We start from the raw sequence: 19,647 nt of genomic DNA, 5'->3' as shown, positions 1-19,647 counted from the left end.
CTACCGCGCCGGACGCCTCTACCAGCAGGCCATCACCGCCCGCCAGGCCGGCTAGACCACCATGGCGATCAGCGTCTTCGACCTGTTCAAGATCGGCATCGGCCCGTCCAGCTCCCACACGGGCGGGCCGATGGCGGCGGCCCACCGCTTCGCCCGCGGCCTGCGGGACGACGGCCTGCTGGAGAAGACCGCGTCCGTGCAGGTGATCCTGTACGGCTCGCTGGGCCTGACCGGCAAGGGGCACGGCAGCGACAAGGCGGTGATCCTCGGCCTGGAGGGCGACAAGCCGGAACTCGTCGACGTCGGGACCGCCGACGAGCGGGTCGCGCGGGTCCGTGAGCGCGGCGTGCTGCGCCTGTTCGGCGAGCGGGAGGTGCCGTTCGCCGTGGGCGAGCACCTCGTCTTCGAGCGCAAGGAGTCACTCCCCCACCACCCCAACGGCATGCGGTTCACCGCCCGCGACGCCGACGGGACGGAACTGCGGGAGAAGGTCTACTACTCGGTCGGCGGCGGCTTCGTCGTCGACGAGGACGCCACCGGCGCCGACCGGATCAAGCCCGACGACACGGTGGTGCCCCATCCCTTCGCGACCGGCGCCGAACTGCTCGACCAGACCCGGGAGACCGGCCTGTCGATCTCCGCGCTGATGCTGGAGAACGAACAGGCCTTCGGCCGCGACCCCGCGCAGATCCGCGCGCTCCTGCTCCGGCTCTGGGCGGTCATGCGAGAGAGCGTGGACCGCGGCTGCTCCCGCGAAGGACTGCTGCCCGGCGGGCTCAAGGTACGCCGCCGCGCCCCGCACCTGCACCGCAAGCTGGTGACCGAGGCCGCCACCGACCCGCTGCACGCGATGGACTGGGTCACGCTGTTCGCCCTCGCCGTGAACGAGGAGAACGCCGCGGGCGGCCGGATCGTCACCGCGCCGACCAACGGGGCCGCCGGCATCGTGCCCGCCGTCCTGCACTACTACGACCGCTTCGTGCCCGGCGCCTCCGACGACGGGATCGTCCGGTTCCTGCTGACCGCCGGGGCGATGGGCGTGATCATCAAAGAGAACGCCTCGATCTCCGGGGCGGAGGTCGGCTGCCAGGGCGAGGTCGGCTCGGCCTGCGCGATGGCGGCGGCCGGCCTCACCGAGGTCCTCGGCGGCACCCCCGAACAGGTGGAGAACGCCGCCGAGATCGGCATCGAGCACAACCTCGGCCTCACCTGCGACCCGGTCGGCGGCCTGGTGCAGGTGCCCTGCATCGAACGGAACGCCGTCGCGTCGATCAAGGCGATCAGCGCCGCCCGGATCGCGCTGCGCGGCGACGGCCGCCACTTCGTCCCCCTCGACCGCGCGCTCAAGACGATGCGCGACACCGGCCGCGACATGCTCGACAAGTACAAGGAGACCTCGCGCGGCGGCCTCGCCGTCAACGTCATCGAATGCTGACCGGCCGCCGCAGGAAGGCGTCTCCCGGCCTACCGCCTCTCGACGTCGGGCCGCATCTTCCGCATCACGGCGGCGGCGTGGTCCACCCTCAGCACTTCTGTCGGCGTGATCGTCCCGAACGAGTGCTCCGTCGCCCACACGCACGTGTCCGTCGGCCCGTCGCCGACCGTGAAGCACGCGGCCCGGCCGTCACCGCCGGCGTCCACGTCGACGACCTTGTCCTCGACCGAGGAGGTCACCCCGGGGGCGGGCCGGAGATGCTGGATGAAACTCCCCGGATCTCCCATGTCGCCAGTGCCGCCCACGAATACGACCCCGCCGGTGACGGGCATGGAGGGCGGAGCCGCCGGATCGCGATAGAAGCCGGAGACGAGCGTGCTGATTCTGGCACCGGTCGCGCGGGCCGCGGCTCGCCGTCTCGTCAAGATCGCCATGATTGCAGGTTCGGTCGAATCACTACGGGCGAAACCGCCCGCCCTCGGCGGAGTACTGACCTTGGAGCGGCTGGCCGAGCCTCCCACGACAACGACCAGAACGACGATCAGTATCGCCAGTACGACGCAGCCGGTGATGAGTCCGGCGACCAGACCGGCGCTGGACCGGTGCGTCCGCGATTTCGACCCGGGACCGGTCGAACCGTCTACCTGCGCGTCGAGTCCACCCCGGTCCTCACGCACGGCATTGCTCGGTGATCGATCGGCATCCGTCATGCGTCGCACTCCTTACGGCCAGGCCGTGCGTCAGGGCACACGCCATTCGGCGCGGTCGGTGGCGAAGCCTGCGTTGAGGGCGTAGGTCACGGCGACGACCTTCGCCTTCTTCGGCACGGCGAAGACCATGAAACCCGCCTTGGCCTGCCCCTGCCGGAGCCGGACGACCTTCGGGAAGCCGGGACCGGCGGTCACCGACGCCACCGTCGGGTCGTAGGTCCGCCCCGCCGCGTCCACGACGTTCGCGCCGTACGTGGGGCTGTCGTCGTACGCGGTGTCGCCGACGTTCTTCAGCACGAAGCGGACGGCGACGAAACGCTCCCCCTTACGGGGCTTTTGGAACGCGCCACGCCCGGTCGCGGTGGGAACGACCTGCCGGACCTTCACGGCGAGGCGGAGCCGGTCCGCGCCGCCGGACTCGTCCGCGCCGGTGAGCGTGATGATCTGGCCGACCCTGGCCTGCTGGACCCGCGGTGTCGGCGAGGGGGTAGAGGTCTGCGGGTTGTTCGCGGTCCGCGCGGCGTTGCCGCAACCGGCGAGCAGCGCCGCCGACACGGCAGCGGTCAGGGCCAGCCTCCGCACGACACCGCTCCCCATTGGACGAACTGTCAGCACACCGCTGGATCATGATAGGGGCCGCCGCATGACGGCGGGGGCCGAACGACCCGCCCGGCCGGCCTCAGCCCGCGGCCAGCCGGCGGAGGGCGAGTTCGGCGAGCAGGGCCGCCCCGTCCGCCAGCACCCCGTCGTCGAAGGCCGCGTCCGGCGCGTGGTTGAACGGCGCGGTCGCCGGGTCGCGGTCGGGCGGGCAGGCACCGAGGAAGACGAACGCCCCGGGCACCTCCTCCAGCACGTACGAGAAGTCCTCCGCGGCGGTCAGGGGATTCGGCCCCCACACGAACCGCTCCGGGCCGTACAGGTCACCGGCGACGCCGGCGGCGAACTCCGCCTCCGCCGCGGTGTTGACCGTCACCGGATATCCCATGACCTGCTCCAGCTCGACGTCGAGGCCGTGGGCGGCGGCGACGCCGCGCAGGACCCGGTCCACGCCCTCGAGGACCCGCGTGTGGGCCTCCCGGGAGAAGGACCGGATCGTCAGCTCGAACCGCGCCTCCGCCGGGATGACGTTGGCGGCCGTGCCCGCGTGGAAGCTGCCGACCGTGATGACGACCGGGTCGAAGGCGTCGAACGACCGGGTGGTGAGCGTCTGCAGCGCCGTCACCATCTCGCAGGCCGCCGGAATCGGGTCCCGGGCCAGGTGCGGCTGGGAACCGTGGCCGCCGGCGCCGCGCACGATGACGTGGATTTCGTCGGCGGCGGCCATCAGCGGACCCCGCCGCGTCATGAAGAAGCCGCCCGGCAGCAGCGACGAGGTGACGTGCAGCCCGTACGCGGCGACGGGCCGTGTCCCCGCCGCGTCGAGCACCCCTTCCTCGATCATGAGGCGCGCCCCGCCGGAGCCCTCCTCACCGGGCTGGAACATGAAGATCACACTGCCCGCGAACTCCACGCCCGCGAGGATCCGCGCGGCCCCGACCAGCATCGCGGTGTGCAGGTCGTGACCGCAGGCGTGCATCCGGTCCTCGAACCGGCTGGCGTACTCCAGGCCGGAACGCTCGGTCAGCGGAAGCGCGTCCATGTCGGCGCGCAGCAGGACCGCGGGACCCGGCGACGAACCGCGCAGCACGGCGGTCACCGAGGACAGGGACCGCCCGAGCCCGATCTCGAGGGGAAGGCCGTCCAGGGCGGCCAGCACCTTCTCCTGGGTGCGCGGCAGCTCCAGGCCCAGCTCGGGCTCCCGGTGCAGCGCGCGGCGGAGCCGTACGAGATCACCGGAAAGGTCGCGGGTCACGCGCGCGGAGTGCATGGCACCCCAGATTACGCCGCACCCTGGGGCTCAGCGGAAGACCACGGTGCGCTCGGCGTTCAGCAGGACCCGGTGCTCGGCGTGCCAGCGCACCGCACGGGCCAGGGCCAGGCACTCCATGTCCCGGCCCACCGCCATCAGCTCCTCGGGCCCCTGCGTGTGGTCGACGCGCGCGACCTCCTGCTCGATGATCGGCCCCTCGTCGAGCCGCGGCGTCACGTAGTGCGCGGTCGCACCGATGAGCTTCACGCCGCGCTGGTGCGCCTGGTGGTACGGCCGGGCACCCTTGAAGCTCGGCAGGAACGAATGGTGAATGTTGATCACACGGCCGGGCAGCTTCGCACAGAAGTCGTCGGACAGCACCTGCATGTACCGCGCCAGCACGACGAGGTCCGCCTGGTAGTGCTCGACCAGGGCGAGGATCTCCGCCTCCTGCGCCGCGCGCGTCTCGGGCGTGACGGGCAGGTGGTGGTAGTCGATGCCGTACGACTGGGTCAGCGGCCGCATGTCGGGGTGGTTCGAGGCGACCGCGACGATGTCGACGTCGAGCAGCCCGGAGCGCTGGCGGTACAGCAGGTCGTTCAGGCAGTGCCCGTACTTGGAGACGAGGATGAGCACGCGCGACCGGACGGCCCGGTCGTGCAGGTTCCAGTCCAGCGCGAACTCCCCCGCCAGCGCCCCGAACGCCTCCCGCAGCGCGTCGTCCAGCCCCTCGGGCGCCTCGAACTGGATGCGCAGGAAGAAGCGCCCGGTGCTCCGGTCGCCGAACTGCTGGCTCTCCAGGATGTTGCACTCACGCTGGGCGAGCGCCCCGGAGACGGCGGCCACGATGCCCGGCCGGTCGGGGCAGGAGAGCGTCAGCACGTATTCGGACATGGCAGACCTTCGAGACGTCGGATCGTACGGTGCGGTGCGGCGGGCGCGAACGTGGAGCGGTTCCCGCCCGCGACGCCGCTCTGAGCCTAGACCTGCGACGACCTCCCGGCACGCACCGCCCATCGGCGAGGATCGCCGATGGGCGGTGCGGAGCGACAGGCAGGCGCGACCGGCTGAGCTTGCCACCGATACATACCGCGGCAGACATCTGTATGGCTATAATCGCATAGCGTGAACACCAAGTAACCGTAAGGAGTCGATCGAACGTTGTCCGCTCTCCAGCGGACCCCTACCGTGAAAGGAGGTGGCAGTGATGCTCATGACCGCGAAGAAGGAATGCCACATCGAGCTGCGGACCGACGCCACCACACAGCGGCTCATCGCACGGGCCGCGGAGGCGCTGGGCGAGTCGGTGTCCTCCTTCATGCTGCGCGCGGCCAAGGAGGAGGCCCGGCGCATCCTCGCGAGCTCCGACGTCACCTGGATGCCCGCCGACCAGTTCGACGAGCTGCTCGCCACCCTGGACGAGCCGGACGAGGTCCCTCTGGCCTTCAAGCGCATGGCCGGGCGGCCGCGCCCCTACAAACGCGCATGACGGGATATCGTTCCGAGCAGCTGCACCAGGTCCACGAGCACGAGGGATTCGACTGCGGGACAGGCTTCCTCAACGACTAGCTGCTTCGGGAAGCTCATCGAGCCCAGCGCTCGGACATCGCCCGATCGTACGTCTGGATCGAGGAGGGCTCCCTAGCCGTCCTGGGCTACTACGCGATCACGCCGACAGAAGTGCTCAAGAACGAGCTTTCCCGATCCTTGGCGGGCGGTTTCTCGGTCGTCCCCGGCTACCTTCTCGGACGTCTCGCCGTTGACCGCTCGCTGCAGGGCTCGGGACTGGGCGGCTGGCCGCTTCACGACGCTCTGGAGACAGCGGTCAACGCATCCGAACTCGCGGGCGGGCGCATCATCGTGGTCGACGCGATCGATGACCAGGCTGCAGCCTTCTACACGCACCACGGATTCCGTGCGGTAAAGGGGAACCCACGCCGATTGGTCCTCAAGATGTCGGCGGCGCGGGCAATCCTCGATGAGACTGCCCCCAAACCGAACGAAACCACTTAGACCAGTCAGGTCTCGCCCGCAGACGGCGTCGCGCGTACGGGGTGTGACACACAAGGAGGAAACGCCCCTTACGCGGACTTGTGCGGCCGGTGAGTAGTTCTGGCGGGGGCGGGTGGGTTGGATCGTCGCATGCGACGGGTCACGGTGTTCGCGGTCGTCGGTCTGCTCATCCTCAGCGGGTGTAGGTCGCCGGGCTCCGGTGGGGGCGCCTCGCGCCCGGCGTCGCATTCGCGGCACGGGGTGCCGGCGGCGGTCGGTGATGTGCCGACGGCGGCGGGCACGCATCGGATGAAGATCGACGTGGGCACGCCCGGGCACCGGGAGTACCTCGTTCACGTTCCGCCGGCGCTGGTGAGGCAGCGTTTCCGGTCGGGGCGGCCCGTGCGGCCGCTTCCCCTCGTCGTCGCGCTGCACGGCGGGGCGGACAACATGTTCGGGTTCGAGAAGAAGACCGGGTTCGACGGTCTCGCCGACCGGCACGGGTTCCTCGCGGTCTATCCGGACGGGTTCGCCTTTACCTGGAACGCCGGGGACTGCTGCGCGCCCGCCCGGCCGGCGCACATCGACGACGTGGGTTTCCTGAACCGGCTCGTCGACCACCTGACCGGCACGGGCCTGGCCGATCCGAAGCGGGTCCACGTCGCGGGGTTCTCCAACGGCGCGGGCATGGCCTACCGGTTCGCCTGTGAGTCCGCGGGGAGGGTCGCGGCGATCGGGGTGGTGGCCGGGGCGCTGGCCATGACGTGTCGTCCGGCCCGGCCGGTGTCGGTGATGATCTGGCACGGCACCGCGGACCACAACGTCCCGTACAACGGCGGCGGGCACCGCGATTTCGATGATGCGCGGCCGTACCCCCCGGTCGGCCGGGCGGTGGACTTCTGGCGCCGGGCCGACGGCGTGTCCCCGCTCCGGGCGGGCGGGGGGCAGGGCTGCCGTGCCAGCGGGCGCGGCGACGGCGGCGTCGAGGTCGTGCTGTGCACCGTCACGGGCGGCGGGCACGCGTGGCCGCCGGACGCAAGCCGGCGGCTGTGGGACTTCTTCGCCACGCATTCCCGGACATGAACTCTTTTCATATTCGGTCGGCGTGTGGAACGCTGCGGGAATGACGCTCCGCAAACGGTATGACATCGCCACATCTCACCTTGAGCCGCCGTTCGCGATCGTCGACCTGGCGGCGTTCCGCTCCAACGCGGCGGACCTGACCCGGCGGGCGCGCGGCAAGCCGATCCGGGTCGCCAGCAAGTCGGTGCGCTGCCGGGCCCTGCTGGAACAGGTACTGGCGATGGACGGGTTCGCCGGCGTCATGGCGTTCACGCTGCCCGAGGCCCTGTGGCTGGCCGAGACGAGGGTGAGCGACGACATCCTCGTCGCCTATCCGACCGCCGATCGGCAGGCCCTCGCGCGGCTGGCCGGCGACGAGCACGCGGCGGCCACCGTCACCGTGATGGTCGACTGCGTGGAGCACCTCGACCTGATCGAGAAGGCCACCGGCGGCGGCCGCCCCGTCCGGGTATGCCTCGACATCGACGCCGCCTGGCGCGCGGCGGGCGGCCGGGTCCGCGTCGGCGCGCTCCGCTCACCCGTCCGTACGCCGGAGCAGGCCGCCGGGCTGGCCCGTGAGATCGGCCGGCGTCCGGGGCTCCGGCTGGTCGGGCTGATGGCGTACGAGTCGCAGATCGCGGGGGTCGGGGACGACCCGCCCGGCAAGCCGGTGTTCTCCCGCGCGGTACGCCTCGTCCAGTCGCGGTCCCGCGTCGAGCTGGCGCGCCGCCGGGGGCTGATCGTGCAGGCGGTGCGGGAGATCGCCGACCTGGAGTTCGTCAACGGCGGTGGAACCGGCAGCGTCGAGAAGACGGCGGCCGAGAAGGCCGTGACCGAGGTCGCCGCGGGCTCGGGGCTGTACCAGTCCGTGCTGTTCGACCACTACACGAACTTCTCCGGCAGCCCGGCCGCGCTGTTCGCCCTGCCCGTCGTACGGCGCCCGGCGCCCGGAGTGGTGACCGTGCTCGGTGGCGGATACCTCGCGTCGGGGATCGCGGACAGCAGCCGGCTGCCGCAGCCGTACCTGCCCTCGGGACTGCGCTTCGACGCGCGGGAGGGCGCGGGCGAGGTGCAGACCCCGCTGCTCGGCGCCGCCGCCGACGGGCTGCGGATCGGCGACCGGGTGTGGTTCCGGCACGCGAAGGCGGGCGAGCTGTGCGAGCGGTTCGATGGCCTTCACCTCGTCGACGGCGAGCGGGTCGTCGACACGGTCCCGACCTACCGCGGAGAGGGAAGGACGTTCCTCTGATTCCCTAATGTGAGGTAGGGAATCGCCCGAAACCCTCCGGGGAACGGTCCAGCAGCGCGTAATGTCGTACGACAGTGTTTGGATCCCCTCCGGAGGGGAGGCGCCGTGGACCACGTCAAACCGATGATCGCACCGCCGGGCCGGCCGCCCGAGCCGCGGCTGAAGGCCCCCTGTGCCGAGCGCGAGGCCGCCGCCGAGATCCTGCACGGCGACGCCGGGGGCCTGGACGTCTTCCTGGCCGGCACGGTCTTCATGGACATGATCTTCACCGGCCTGCCGGGCCTGCCGCCGCCCGGGACCGAGCTGATCACCGACGGCCTGGGGTCGGCACCCGGCGGCATCGCCAACATCGCGGTGGCGATGAGCCGGCTGGGCCTCAACGTCGGGCTGGCCGCCGCGTTCGGCGACGACATGTTCGGCGCCTACCTGTGGCGGACCCTGTCGGAGCAGGAGGGCGTCGGACTCGCCCACTCCCGGCGGCTGCCCGGCTGGCCCACGCCGGTCACCGTGTCGCTGGCCTACGACGCCGACCGGAGCATGGTCACCTACCACCGGCCCATGCCAGTGCTGCCCGAGGCCCTCATCGGCACCCCGCCCAAGGCCAAGACCTGCTTCCTCGACCTCGCCCACCCCGTGCCGTCGTGGACCGCGACGATGCGCGAGAGGGGCGCCACCGTGGTCGCCGACGTCGGCTGGGACCCCACCGAGACCTGGTCCGTCGACGTGCTCGACCGCCTCGACCTGGTCGACGTCTTCCTGCCCAACGCCGTGGAGGCCATGGCCTACACCCGGACCAGCTCCCCCGAACAGGCACTCGACGCCCTCGCCGACCGCGTCCCCGTCGTGGTCGTCAAGCGCGGCGGCGACGGCGCGATCGCGGTCGACACCACCACGGGCGAGCGGGCCGAGGCCACCGCGCTGCCGGTCAAGGCCCTCGACCCGACCGGCGCCGGTGACGTGTTCGCCGCCGGTTTCGTGTACGGCACGCTCGCCGGCTGGGGCCTGAGCGAGCGGCTGCGGTTCGCCAACCTCTGCGCCGGGCTGTCCGTCCGCCACTTCAGCGGATCGCTCGGCTCGCCCTGCTGGGGGGAGATCGCAACGTTCGGCGAGTCCGGCGAGGTCCCGGACGAGGTCCTGCGCGACTACGCCTTCGTCGTCCCCTACATCCCCGACGCCTCGGTCGACACGGCGACGCGGGCGGAGCCGACCGTACGGCGGGCGTGACCGTAACGCCCACGGTCACCACCGAGAAGATCTTGGTGTAAGGCGCCGCCCGTCGGTTGACGAAGGAGCCCCCGCCATGCGGAAACCGTTCGTGGTCCTGACAGCGGCGCTGGTCGCCGTGTCCGCCTGCGCCCCCGGCTCGGGCGGTGACAAGCCGAAGACCCCCGCACCCGGCGCCGCGAGCACGGACGTCGCCAAGGCCGGTCCGGTCACGCTCACCGTCTGGGACCAGGAGGTCCTCGGCGGCCAGAACGAGCAGATGCAACGACTGAACGCCGCGTTCCACGCGAAGTACCCCAACGTAACGATTAAGCGGGTCTCGCGGTCGTTCAGCGACCTGGAGAAGACGCTGCGGCTCGCGCTGTCCGGCAGCAACCCGCCCGACGTCGTCGAGGCGAACCAGGGGTACGGCATCATGGCCGCCCTCGTGAAGGCCGGCGCGCTGATGCCCCTCGACCCGTACGAGCAGGCCTACGGCTTCCGTAAGCGCTTCCCCGCCGGGCTCACCCAGCTCAACAGCGTCAGCGCCGGCGGCAAGGCGATCGGCTCCGGCAGCCTGTACGGCGTCGCGATGACCGGCGAGGCCGTCGGGATCTACTACGACACCGACAGGCTCGCCAAGCTCGGTCTCAAGCCGCCGGCGACCTGGGCGGAGTTCGAACAGGACCTCGCCACCGCCAAGAGCCGGGGTGAGACGCCGATCTACCTCGCCGACCTGGAGAAGTTCCCCGCCATCCACACGTTCGGCGTGCTGCTCGGCCAGACGACGGGCAAGGACAGGCTGCGCGACCTCGTGTTCGGCCGGGGCGGCGCGTGGACCGATCCACCCGTCGTACAGGCCGCGCAGAAGCTCGCCGACTGGGCCAGGAAGGGCTACTTCCCCACCGGCGTCAACGCCGCCAAGTACAACGACTCCCCCGCGCCGTTCGCCAAGGGCGAGGGCGTCTTCCTCATCGGCGGGCCGTGGTTCGCCGCGGACCTGCAGAAGAAGCTCGGGGACAAGGTCCGCTTCATCCTCCCGCCGCCCGCCCAGGCCGGCGGCGCGTCCGCCGCCACACTCGGCGGCCCCGGCCTGCCCCTCGCGATCACCGCCAGGTCCAAGCACCCCGGCGTCGCCGCCGCGTACCTCGACTTCATGACGAGCCCGCAGGCCATGGACGTCGTCACGCAGACCGGCGGCCTGGCCGCGCTCCCCCCGCCGAGCGCGCAGCCGGCCTCCGCCGTCGGCCGCGACCTGTCCGCCGCCTGGAAGACCGCCAGCGCCAAGGACATCCTCGTCCCCTACCTCGACTACTCCACGACGACCTTCCTCGACACACTCGGCGGCGTCCTCCAGGAGATCATCGCCGGGCGGAAGACACCACAGCAGGGCATGCAGGACGCCCAGCGCGACTACGCCGCCTTCCTGGCCAAACGGTGAAGCCCCCGGACACCCGCACCCGGCCCGCCGCGGACCGTACCCGGCACCGCCCGGCGGGCGCCCCACCACCGGGCGAACCCCGCCGCGTCGCCTACCTCTACGTGCTCCCCGCCCTGCTGGTCTACGCGGCGTTCCTGCTCTGGCCGCTGCTGCACGGCGCGTACCTCTCGCTGTTCCGCTGGGACGGGCTCACCGTCGGCACCTGGGCCGGCCTCGGCAACTACACGCAGGCGTTCAGCGACCCGCACCTGCGCGGGACGTTCGGGCACGCCGCCGTCCTTGTGTTCTTCTACGCCGTCCTGCCCTGCTGCATCGCGTTCCTGCTCGTCGCCGTCATGTCCCGCTCCCGGCCCCGCGGGCTGACGCTCTTCCGCACCGTGCTGTTCCTGCCGCAGGTCGTCGCCATGGTCGCCGTCGCGGTCGCCTGGCAGTGGATCTACTCCGAGCACGGCCCGATCAACGGCACCCTCCGCCTCCTCGGCCTCGGCGGACTCGCCCGCGGCTGGCTCGGCGACTTCACCTGGGCGCTGCCGTCCGTCGGGCTCATCGGCACCTGGGCCGAGATCGGGCTGGCCATGGTCCTGTTCCTCGCCGGCGTGCAGAAGATCCCCCGCGAGCTGTACGAGGCGGCGCGCGTCGACGGCGCCGGAGCCGTCCGCGAATTCTTCGCCGTCACCCTGCCCGGCCTGCGGCGGGAACTGTCCGTCGCGCTGACCCTCACCATCATCGCCGCGCTGCGCAACTTCGACCTGATCTACCTCACCACCGGCGGCGGCCCCGGCGACGCCACACGCGTCCCGGCGTACGAGGTCTACAACCGGACGTTCAACACCGGAGAGGTCGGCCTGGCCTGCGCGATCGGCATCATCATCGCGGTCGTGGTCTTCGCCGTCACCGCGGGCGTCGGCCGTCTCGTGGAGGGCCGCCCATGACCCCGGCCACCTCACGGGCCGAACGCGCCACGACGTACGCCGTCCTGATCGTGTTCGCGGTGATCGCCGTGTTCCCGCTGCTGGCGGTGGCCTCCCAGGCGCTCGGCCTGCCGCACCCGTCCGCCGCCGCCTTCACCGGCGCCTGGCGGAAAGGACACTTCGCCCGCTACCTCACCAACAGCCTCATCGTGGTCACCGCGGTGGTCGTCGCGGCGTCGGTGCTGTCGATCCTCGCCGGGTACGCCCTGGGAACCATGGAGTTCCGCGGCGCGACCCTGCTGTTCTACGTCTTCCTCGCCGGGCTGATGGTGCCCACCGAGGCCATCGTCGTCCCGCTGTACTTCGACCTGCGCTCCGCCGGCCTCGACAACACCCTGCCCGGCCTCATGCTCCCGCAGATCGCCCAGTCCGTGTCGTTCGGAGTGTTCTGGATGCGGGCGTACTTCCGGTCCGCGCCGCGCTCACTGATCGAGGCGTCCCGGATCGACGGCGCCTCCAGCTGGACGACACTGTGGCGGGTGCTGCTGCCGGTCGGCCGCCCGGCCATCCTCACCATGGTCGTGCTCATCGCCATGTGGACCTGGAACGAGTTCCTGCTCGCACTAGTGATCATGAACTCCAACGAGGACCTGCGCACCGCGCCGCTCGGCTTGTCGATCTTCCAGGGCCAGCACCAGACCGAATACCAGATGCTCATGGCCGCCGCGCTCATCGTGGCCGCGCCCGTCGTCCTCGTCTACGTCTTCCTCCAGCGCCACTTCATCGCGGGAATGCTCTCAGGAGCCGTCAAGGAATAGTGCCGTCCGGACAAGGAGCCCACCCCCATGCGCAAGAGCCTCGCCCTCTCCGTGACGCTCGCCGCGGGCCTGCTCGGCCTCGCACCGCCCGCACAGGCCACCGCGGGGGACCCGCCCCGGCCCGGCCGCCTCGACGTCCTGTTCATCGGCGCCCACCCCGACGACGAGTCCTTCAACCTCTCCACCTACGGCCAGTGGAACGAGAAGGCCCACGTCAGGACCGGTGTGCTCACCATCACCCGCGGCGAGGGCGGCGGCAACGCCGTCGGCACCGAGGAGGGCCCCGCCCTCGGACTGCTCCGCGAGAACGAGGAACGCGCCGCCGTCGCCAAGGCCGGCATCACCGACGTGCACTACCTCGACAAGGTCGACTTCTACTACACCGTCAGCGACGAGCTCACCCGCTCCACATGGGACCACGACTCGACCCTCGCCAAGGTCGTCCGCCTCGTACGGGAGACCCGCCCCAAGGTCATCACGACCATGACACCGTCCCCGATCCCCGGCCAGCACGGCAACCACCAGGAGGCCGGACGCCTCGCCGTCGAGGCGTACCACCTCGCCGCCGACCCCACGGCCTTCCCCGACCAGCTCACCAAGGAGCACCTGCGGCCCTGGCGCGCCGCCCGCCTCCTCCACCAGGAACACCTCGTCAAGAGCGGCACCGGCCCCTCCTGCGAGACGACGTTCACCCCCACCGACCCCAGCGCCGACGTCTACGGCGTCTGGGACGGCCGCGCGTCCAAGAACGGGAAGACCTGGGCGCGGATCGAGGCCGAGGCCGGACGCCTCTACGCCAGCCAGGGCTGGGCCCACAACCCCGACCCCCCGAGCGACCCGAACAAGATCGGCTGTGACTACTTCACCCTCGTCGACAGCCGCGTGCCGTTCACCCGCGGGAACCACGACCCCCTCGCCGCCCTCGAAGGCGCGACCTACCCCGCCGAGGGCGGCCTGCCCCTCGGCACCGAGTTCTTCCTCACCACCGACCGCTTCGGCGTCGCCCCCGGCGAGCCGTTCACCGTCACCGCCCACGCCTCCGTCCCCGGCCGCGTCGCCCTGAACGCCCCCGCCGGCTGGACCGTCACCGGCTCCGGCGTCCTGCGCCACGGCACCACGACCTTCACCGTCACGGCCGCCGGAAGACCCGGGCGCGTACGCCTCGGCGCCACGCTGACCACCGCGCACGGCACCGGCACCACCGGCCGCGCCGTCGAGGTCGAACCCGCCGTCACCGGCCGCCAGCAGCCCCTCCCCCGCGTCTCCGACTTCGACACCTGGGCCACCGCCACCGGCGCCCCCCAACTCTCCGACCGGGTCAAACGGGTCCTCACCCTCCCATCCGGCGGCTCCCGGCAGGTCCGCGTCGACCTCACCAACACCACGAAACAGGACCAGAAGGGCACCGTCGCCCTGACCCTGCCCAAGGGCTTCACCGCCGACGCCGCGGCCAAGCCGTACACCCTCACCGCCCGCGCCAAGGGCGCCGTCACCTTCACCGTCCGCGACACCGACCCCGCACTGCCCACCGCAAACCAGGGCGGCACCGGCGGCGACTACGACTACACCATCACCACCACGTCCACCGGCACCCCCGACGTCGCGACCGCCGCCCTCGAACTCGTCCCGGCCACCACCATCCCGCACCCGGCCGGGGAACCCACGATCGACGGCAAGGAGACCGCCGCCGAGTACCCCGGCCCCACCCTGAACCTGTCCCGCCTCTGGGAGGGCACCGCCTGCGACTCCGCCGCCGACTGCTCCGCCACCGGCAAGGTCGCCTGGTACGACGACGCCCTCTACGTCCTCGTCCACGTCACCGACGACAAGCAGGGCAGCGTCCTCGACACCGCCGACTGCAAACGGCACTGGCGCACCGACTCCGTCGAGATCGCCCTCGACCCCCGCGGCGACGCCGAGAACACCTCCACCACCTTCAAGACCGGGATCATGCCCACCACCACGAACGGCGCGCCCTGCTTCGAACGCGACGCCGACAACCACCAGGGCCCCGGCACGGACACCGCGCCCGGCATGCGGGTCGCCTCGGTCGTCGACACGCCCTACACCGGCTACACCATCGAGACGAAGATCCCGCTCGCCGACCTGCCCGCCGCCGCCGACCCGGACCACCTCGGCCTCGACATCTTCGTCTACGACTCCGACACCACCGACAAGACCGGCCAGACCCGCATCGGCTGGTCGACCTGGGGCGGCGTCCAGGGCGACCCGTACCGCTGGGGCCTGGCCACCCTCCCCGGCTACACCCCACCGTCCGGCCGATCCACCACCGCACCGCCCCCGGTGATCTCCAAGACCGCGGCGCTGTCCGTCAACTCCCCGCAGTCGATCCTGCAGGCCGCCAGGATCGGCGTCCCGCTCGCGGCCGGACCCGCGGCACCCCACTCCGACACCATTCGCGTCATCGGGCGGCCCACCGTCACCGGCGGCTCGGTCACCGTCCGGCTCCACGCCACCGGCCCCGGCACCGCCTACGCCTACGTCTGGAACGGCGGAATCCTCGGCCAGGCCAAGGTCGCCTTCACCGCGGCGGGCACCCGCACCGTCACCGTCCCCGGCGCCACCGGCACCCTCGCCGTCGCCTTCGACGCCCAGGCCGGCGGCACCGCCAGCACCGCCCTCCCCCTCCACTGAGAACGACGAAGCGTCCAGGTTCCCCGGTCAGGAGCCTGGACGCTTCGCCCGTGCGGTCAGCGGCGGCGCCGGCGCAGCATCATCCGGAGCGCGAGGGTCGTCACCACGAGACCGGCCCCGATCAGCACCGGCCCGGTCAGCGGGCTCCGCATCCGGTCCTGCTTCTCCCGCCGGACGAGAGTGCCGATGTCCTCGGCGACGAGCCCGGCCTCTTCCTTGACCTTCGCCATGCCACGCTGCGCGGCGTGCTTCGGGCTCAGCCGGTCGGCGAGCTCGTCGATGCTGCGCGCCAGCTCCTCGCGCGTCTGCTCGATGTCCCGCTCAATCGCCGCTGGATCGCGGGCTCTGTCGGCCATGAGGTTTCCTTCCTGCGGTGGTGATCGGATCGGCGGCATGATCCCCGGCCAAGTCTGTCAGGTGCCGCCGCCTGACATCGCTCCCTGGCCGACTTGTACCCCGATCCGGCGTCGTATGCTGCGACCCGGGTACCGTGGGAAGTCAGCCTGACGGGAAAGGTGATCAAGTGACGGAGCGACTGCAGGCCGGAGACGTGGCCCCGGAGTTCACGCTTCCCGACGCCGACGGGAAGCCGGTGTCGCTGTCGTCGTACCGCGGCCGCCGCGTGATCATCTACTTCTACCCCGCGGCCATGACGCCCGGCTGCACCAAGGAGGCCGTCGGCTTCCGCGACGCGCTCCCGGCGCTGGACGAGGCGGGCGTCACCGTGCTCGGCATCTCCCCCGACGAGCCCGCCAAGCTCGCGAAGTTCCGCGACCGCGAGGAGCTGACGTTCCCGCTGCTGTCCGACCCCGACACCGAGGTCCTCAAGGCGTACGGCGCGTACGGCGAGAAGAAGCTGTACGGCAAGACCATGGTCGGCGTCATCCGCTCCACCTTCATCGTCGACGCCGACGGCAAGATCGAGAAGCCTCTCTACAACGTGAAGGCCACCGGCCACGTCGAGCGCCTTCTGAAGGAACTCGGCCTCTGAGCCACCCGCTTCCCACGCGTGGCCGTAGACTCACGAGCACTTCGACAGCGGAATCGTCGAAATCAAGCTCAGATGTGCAACGAGGAATGGCGTCGCCCCACCGCAAGACACCTGACGGAATCCGCGCCCTCTGCCCGTGTTACTACGGCGACGTAGCCCGGAGTCCGGCAGGCTGAACGCTGTTCCAGCAGTCAGCGGGATCTCGATTCCTCTGCCGGAGTTTGCCGCTAGAATCAAGAGCAGAAGACCGAGGGGCCGTAGTCCAACGGCAGGAGACACACGGTTTAGGTCCGTGCCAGTGTGGGTTCGAATCCCACCGGCCCCACGATTTTCTACATCCGCGAGGTAGCACTTCTCTGTGCCGAAGGCTCCTGATGTCGAGGAGTCTCGCCGGGTGCTGGCCGAGCACGCGGTGAGCCGATCACGGGAGTGCGCGTACGGGACGCCGGGGTGCCTGCCCGGTCGCCGGGCCGGCTCAAGTCGGCGCTGACCGACCAGTCGCTGTTCGCCGGCCTCGGGAACCTGCTGGCAGGCGTGAATCAGCCCGCCGGGCGGTAACGAATCTGAGCTAGTGCGGTGACCACATACGTTGACCTGACGTGACAACCCGACCGGGCTTTCGGGCCTGCCCTTCTCGATCCGCGGCTGTCACCTGAGCAGGCGAAACGTCCGTGTCCGCCCTGTGGCGCCTGGCCGTCTCGGCAGCGGGTCTCCGGGGGCACGACCGTCTGGTGCCGCACCTGTCAACCCACCTGATCGGCATGGGATCACTAAGATGACCGCGTGGACGATGCTACGTTCCGACGGAATTTCTTCCGCGCGCTGAATGACATGGCGCTTGAGCCGGACGATACGCGCTATGTGCCGATCTATGACGATACGCGGATTGCCGCCGACGATCCGGTCGCCATGATGCAGACGACGGTGGAATGGACGATCGAGACGAGCGTGCAGCTCTTCTCCGGTTTTCGCGGCACCGGGAAGAGCACGGAGCTGCGTCGTCTGCGCAAACGGTTGCGGGACGCCGGATATATCGTTCTGTTGTTCGACGCCGAAGACTACTTGAACCTCTCGATCCCCGTGGACGTGCCGGATTTCCTGCTCGCGGTCGCCGGAGCGGTCGGCGAGAAGGTCGTGGAGGAAGGGCTTCTTCCGGACGATCCGGCGAAGCTGTCGTACTGGGAGCGTTTCGAGGGCTTCCTCAAGAGAATCCGGGTTCCGGAGGTAAGCGCCGAGGTCAACACCGGTCTGGTGAAAGTCGGCGCCAAGGCCAACCTGCGCAGCGATCCGGAGTTCACCCGGATGCTGCAGCAGCGCATGACCGGGCATCTCGGCGCGTTCGTGGACGACGTCCGGGGTTACATGCACGACGTCTCGATGGCGCTTCGGAGTGCACACCCGGACGCCGAGGGCGTCGTGCTGATCGTGGACTCGATCGAGCACATCCGCGGTATCTCCAACAACGCCGAAGAGGTGCAGCGGTCCGTGGAGAGCCTGTTCGCCGTGCACGCGTCAAAGCTGCACTTCAAGGGCTTCCATCTGATCTATACCGTGCCGCCGTGGCTCAAGGTCCTGTTCCCGGGGCTGAGCTCGCTGTACGAGCCGGGTGGCGTCCAGGTGCTGCCGACCTTGAAGGTCTGCGGACGCGACGGCAGACAGCCGTTCGAGCCGGGCCTGGAGATCATGGAACGGGTGGTGGCCCACCGAGGCGACTGGCAGCGATTGCTGTCCCCCGAACAGCTCCGGCACGTGACGCTTCAGTCCGGCGGCCACCTACGCGACCTCCTTCGCATACTCGCCGATCTTCTACGCCGTACGACGAAGCTGCCGGTGACCGATGAATTGGTACAGCGCACCCTCGCGGCCGCTCGTAATGAATTCCTGCCGATCGCGGAGGACGACGCGCGGTGGCTGGCTCAGATCGCCGGCGACAACAGCGTCGCGCTTCCCGACGTCGACCGCCTGCCCACGCTCGCACGCTTTCTCGACACCCACCTGGTGCTCTGTTACCGCAATGGCGAGGAGTGGTACAACGTGCACCCGTTGATCCGCGAAGAAGTGCTCCGCGAGGCGTCCCCCTCGAGACCATGACTCATCCCGAATCGCTCGATCCGGCGATCGAGGAGGAGTGGCGGAGGCTGCGTTCCCAACTCGACCTAGCCTCCGGTTTCTGGCTCGGCTTCGCATTCCTCACCTCATCGGGCACCTCCCGCGTGTTCGAGCAACGCGTGGCGCGAATCCTCCGTTCGCACGCCCGTAAGCCAGCCGTCATCGAGGCCGCCGTGCCCTCGGACACCGAAGAGATTCTGCCCACCCTGCTGTCACAGCGCAGCCGCTCCGACTGCGTCTGGGTGGACTGCGTGCACGCCGCGACGGCCGACTGGGACGAGGCGATCTGGCGCCTCTTCCTCCGCCTCAATGAGCGCCGGGACGCGATCCGCCGCGGCCTCCCCGGCGGCCTCGTCTTCGCCCTTCATCCGTCGATGAAATCGCGCGTACGCGAGGCCGCCCCCGACCTGTGGTCCGTCCGCTCCCTCGTCCTGGAACCGGCGGCCGTGGCTCCACTCCGGCCGCGTCAGGAGGATCTCGCCTCCCGCCAGCGCAGCGCGCCCTTGTCTGCTTCCGCTGGTTGGGCTCCGACCCGAGCGTCGGCACCGGACCTGCGCCGGCAACTCGGTCAGGTGGCCCGGCTCCTCGACGATGAGCGGGAGGAAGAGGCGGTCGACATCGCGAACCGCGCGCTCGCCCTCCTCACTCCTCGAACAGACTCCGGCGATGCGGCCACCGCGCTGATCTGGGCGAGTCGCGCCGCGGAGGCGGCCGAAGACGATGGTGCGGCGACCGATCATGCGGAACGAGCACTCGATCTGCTGCCTACCGACGACCACCCGCTACGGCGGGAACTGCTCGACCGTATCGCCAGGCTCGCCGAACGGCGCCAGGATCTCCGAACCGCCCTGGTGGCACGCCGGGCTCTTGTTGCATTGGCGCGTTCGGCCATCAGCGAGGTTCGCCCGACCTCTGACACGCTGGAGCAGCTCTCGACCGCGTTGGTCGATGAGGGGGACGTCCTTCGCGATATCGGGCAACTGGACGCCGCAGCGACCGCTTATGCGACATCTCTTGAAATCGGGCGCCGTATTCGCAACAGCGAGGGCGACACTCCAACCACACTCCGCGACCTGTCCGTCAGCCTCGAGAGGGTCGGGGACATCGCGTACGACGCTGGGGACCTCAACGCCGCCCGCACCGTCTACACCGAATCCCTCCAACTCCGCCGCCGCATCCTCGACACCTACGGCGACACCCCAACCGCACTGCGCGATCTGTC

General features: G+C 70.5%; 19 protein-coding genes and 1 tRNA gene. 15 read left to right on the top strand and 5 right to left on the bottom strand.

The window, feature by feature from the left end; all coding sequences use genetic code 11:
- The first annotated feature begins 61 nt into the window (after positions 1-61).
- On the top strand, positions 62-1,435 hold the full coding sequence (locus tag NE235_RS36570; RefSeq protein ID WP_252811415.1) for an L-serine ammonia-lyase: 1,374 nt from the start codon (positions 62-64) through the stop codon (positions 1,433-1,435).
- A 29-nt stretch (positions 1,436-1,464) separates the two neighbouring features.
- Here NE235_RS36570 and NE235_RS36565 read toward each other — a convergent pair whose 3' ends face one another.
- From NE235_RS36565 to purU, 4 genes are all read right to left on the bottom strand, one after another.
- The gene (locus NE235_RS36565) at positions 1,465-1,860 is read right to left on the bottom strand and encodes a hypothetical protein (protein WP_252811413.1); all 396 of its coding nucleotides are present in this window, start codon (positions 1,858-1,860) and stop codon (positions 1,465-1,467) included.
- Between the two features lie 315 nt (positions 1,861-2,175).
- The gene (locus NE235_RS36560) at positions 2,176-2,742 is read right to left on the bottom strand and encodes a DUF4352 domain-containing protein (protein ID WP_252811411.1); all 567 of its coding nucleotides are present in this window, start codon (positions 2,740-2,742) and stop codon (positions 2,176-2,178) included.
- 82 nt (positions 2,743-2,824) lie between these two features.
- A complete protein-coding gene (locus NE235_RS36555; protein WP_252811409.1) occupies positions 2,825-4,012 on the bottom strand; it encodes a M20 metallopeptidase family protein in 1,188 nt (395 codons plus the stop codon).
- Between the two features lie 30 nt (positions 4,013-4,042).
- Positions 4,043-4,888: a formyltetrahydrofolate deformylase gene (purU, locus tag NE235_RS36550; protein ID WP_252811407.1), complete on the bottom strand. Its 846-nt coding sequence runs from the start codon at positions 4,886-4,888 to the stop codon at positions 4,043-4,045.
- A 313-nt stretch (positions 4,889-5,201) separates the two neighbouring features.
- Between purU and NE235_RS36545 the strand changes: the two genes are divergently transcribed.
- The 9 genes from NE235_RS36545 to NE235_RS36505 all read left to right on the top strand — a co-directional run bounded on the left by NE235_RS36545 (position 5,202) and on the right by NE235_RS36505 (position 15,325).
- Positions 5,202-5,483, top strand: a complete 282-nt coding sequence (locus NE235_RS36545; protein ID WP_252811417.1) for a type II toxin-antitoxin system TacA family antitoxin — start codon at positions 5,202-5,204, stop codon at positions 5,481-5,483.
- Positions 5,484-5,674: 191 nt separating this feature from the next.
- Positions 5,675-6,007 carry a GNAT family N-acetyltransferase gene (locus NE235_RS36540; RefSeq protein ID WP_252811405.1) on the top strand — a complete coding sequence of 111 codons (333 nt, stop codon included), beginning with the start codon at positions 5,675-5,677 and terminating at the stop codon, positions 6,005-6,007.
- Positions 6,008-6,295: 288 nt separating this feature from the next.
- Entirely contained in the window at positions 6,296-7,069 is a 774-nt protein-coding gene (locus NE235_RS36535) for an alpha/beta hydrolase family esterase (protein ID WP_252811403.1), read from the top strand.
- Positions 7,070-7,109: 40 nt separating this feature from the next.
- Positions 7,110-8,297: an amino acid deaminase/aldolase gene (locus NE235_RS36530; protein WP_252811401.1), complete on the top strand. Its 1,188-nt coding sequence runs from the start codon at positions 7,110-7,112 to the stop codon at positions 8,295-8,297.
- 105 nt (positions 8,298-8,402) lie between these two features.
- Positions 8,403-9,521, top strand: a complete 1,119-nt coding sequence (locus NE235_RS36525; RefSeq protein ID WP_252811399.1) for a carbohydrate kinase family protein — start codon at positions 8,403-8,405, stop codon at positions 9,519-9,521.
- Between the two features lie 76 nt (positions 9,522-9,597).
- Positions 9,598-10,941, top strand: coding sequence for an ABC transporter substrate-binding protein (locus NE235_RS36520; protein WP_252811397.1), 1,344 nt, complete (start codon positions 9,598-9,600; stop codon positions 10,939-10,941).
- Positions 10,938-11,873 carry a carbohydrate ABC transporter permease gene (locus NE235_RS38530; protein ID WP_252811395.1) on the top strand — a complete coding sequence of 312 codons (936 nt, stop codon included), beginning with the start codon at positions 10,938-10,940 and terminating at the stop codon, positions 11,871-11,873. The genes NE235_RS36520 and NE235_RS38530 overlap by 4 nt, the downstream gene beginning before the upstream one ends.
- Positions 11,870-12,670: a carbohydrate ABC transporter permease gene (locus NE235_RS36510; protein WP_252811393.1), complete on the top strand. Its 801-nt coding sequence runs from the start codon at positions 11,870-11,872 to the stop codon at positions 12,668-12,670. Before NE235_RS38530 ends, NE235_RS36510 begins: the two co-directional genes overlap by 4 nt.
- Before the next feature lie 27 nt (positions 12,671-12,697).
- Complete coding sequence (locus NE235_RS36505; protein WP_252811391.1) at positions 12,698-15,325, top strand: sugar-binding protein; 2,628 nt, start codon at positions 12,698-12,700, stop codon at positions 15,323-15,325.
- A 56-nt stretch (positions 15,326-15,381) separates the two neighbouring features.
- On the opposite strand, the gene NE235_RS36500 is transcribed toward NE235_RS36505, so the two are convergent.
- The gene (locus NE235_RS36500) at positions 15,382-15,681 is read right to left on the bottom strand and encodes a DUF3618 domain-containing protein (protein WP_252811390.1); all 300 of its coding nucleotides are present in this window, start codon (positions 15,679-15,681) and stop codon (positions 15,382-15,384) included.
- A 167-nt stretch (positions 15,682-15,848) separates the two neighbouring features.
- On the opposite strand from NE235_RS36500, the gene bcp reads away from it, so the two are divergent.
- From bcp to NE235_RS36480, 5 genes are all read left to right on the top strand, one after another.
- Entirely contained in the window at positions 15,849-16,316 is a 468-nt protein-coding gene (gene bcp, locus NE235_RS36495; protein WP_252811388.1) for a thioredoxin-dependent thiol peroxidase, read from the top strand.
- A gap of 251 nt (positions 16,317-16,567) precedes the next feature.
- A tRNA-Leu gene (locus NE235_RS36490) sits at positions 16,568-16,641 on the top strand.
- Positions 16,642-16,745: 104 nt separating this feature from the next.
- Positions 16,746-16,874: a hypothetical protein gene (locus tag NE235_RS37995; protein ID WP_289849805.1), complete on the top strand. Its 129-nt coding sequence runs from the start codon at positions 16,746-16,748 to the stop codon at positions 16,872-16,874.
- Between the two features lie 225 nt (positions 16,875-17,099).
- Positions 17,100-18,407: a hypothetical protein gene (locus NE235_RS36485; RefSeq protein WP_252811386.1), complete on the top strand. Its 1,308-nt coding sequence runs from the start codon at positions 17,100-17,102 to the stop codon at positions 18,405-18,407.
- Positions 18,404-19,647: tetratricopeptide repeat protein (locus NE235_RS36480; protein WP_252811384.1), on the top strand; the 1,244-nt coding region annotated here is incomplete at its 3' end. The genes NE235_RS36485 and NE235_RS36480, both read left to right, overlap by 4 nt.

The sequence above is a fragment of the Actinoallomurus spadix genome (assembly GCF_024055725.1).
Lineage (GTDB): Bacteria > Actinomycetota > Actinomycetes > Streptosporangiales > Streptosporangiaceae > Actinoallomurus > Actinoallomurus spadix.
Note: the sequence above shows the minus strand (reverse complement) of the source record. Positions and strands in the feature narration are given on the sequence as shown.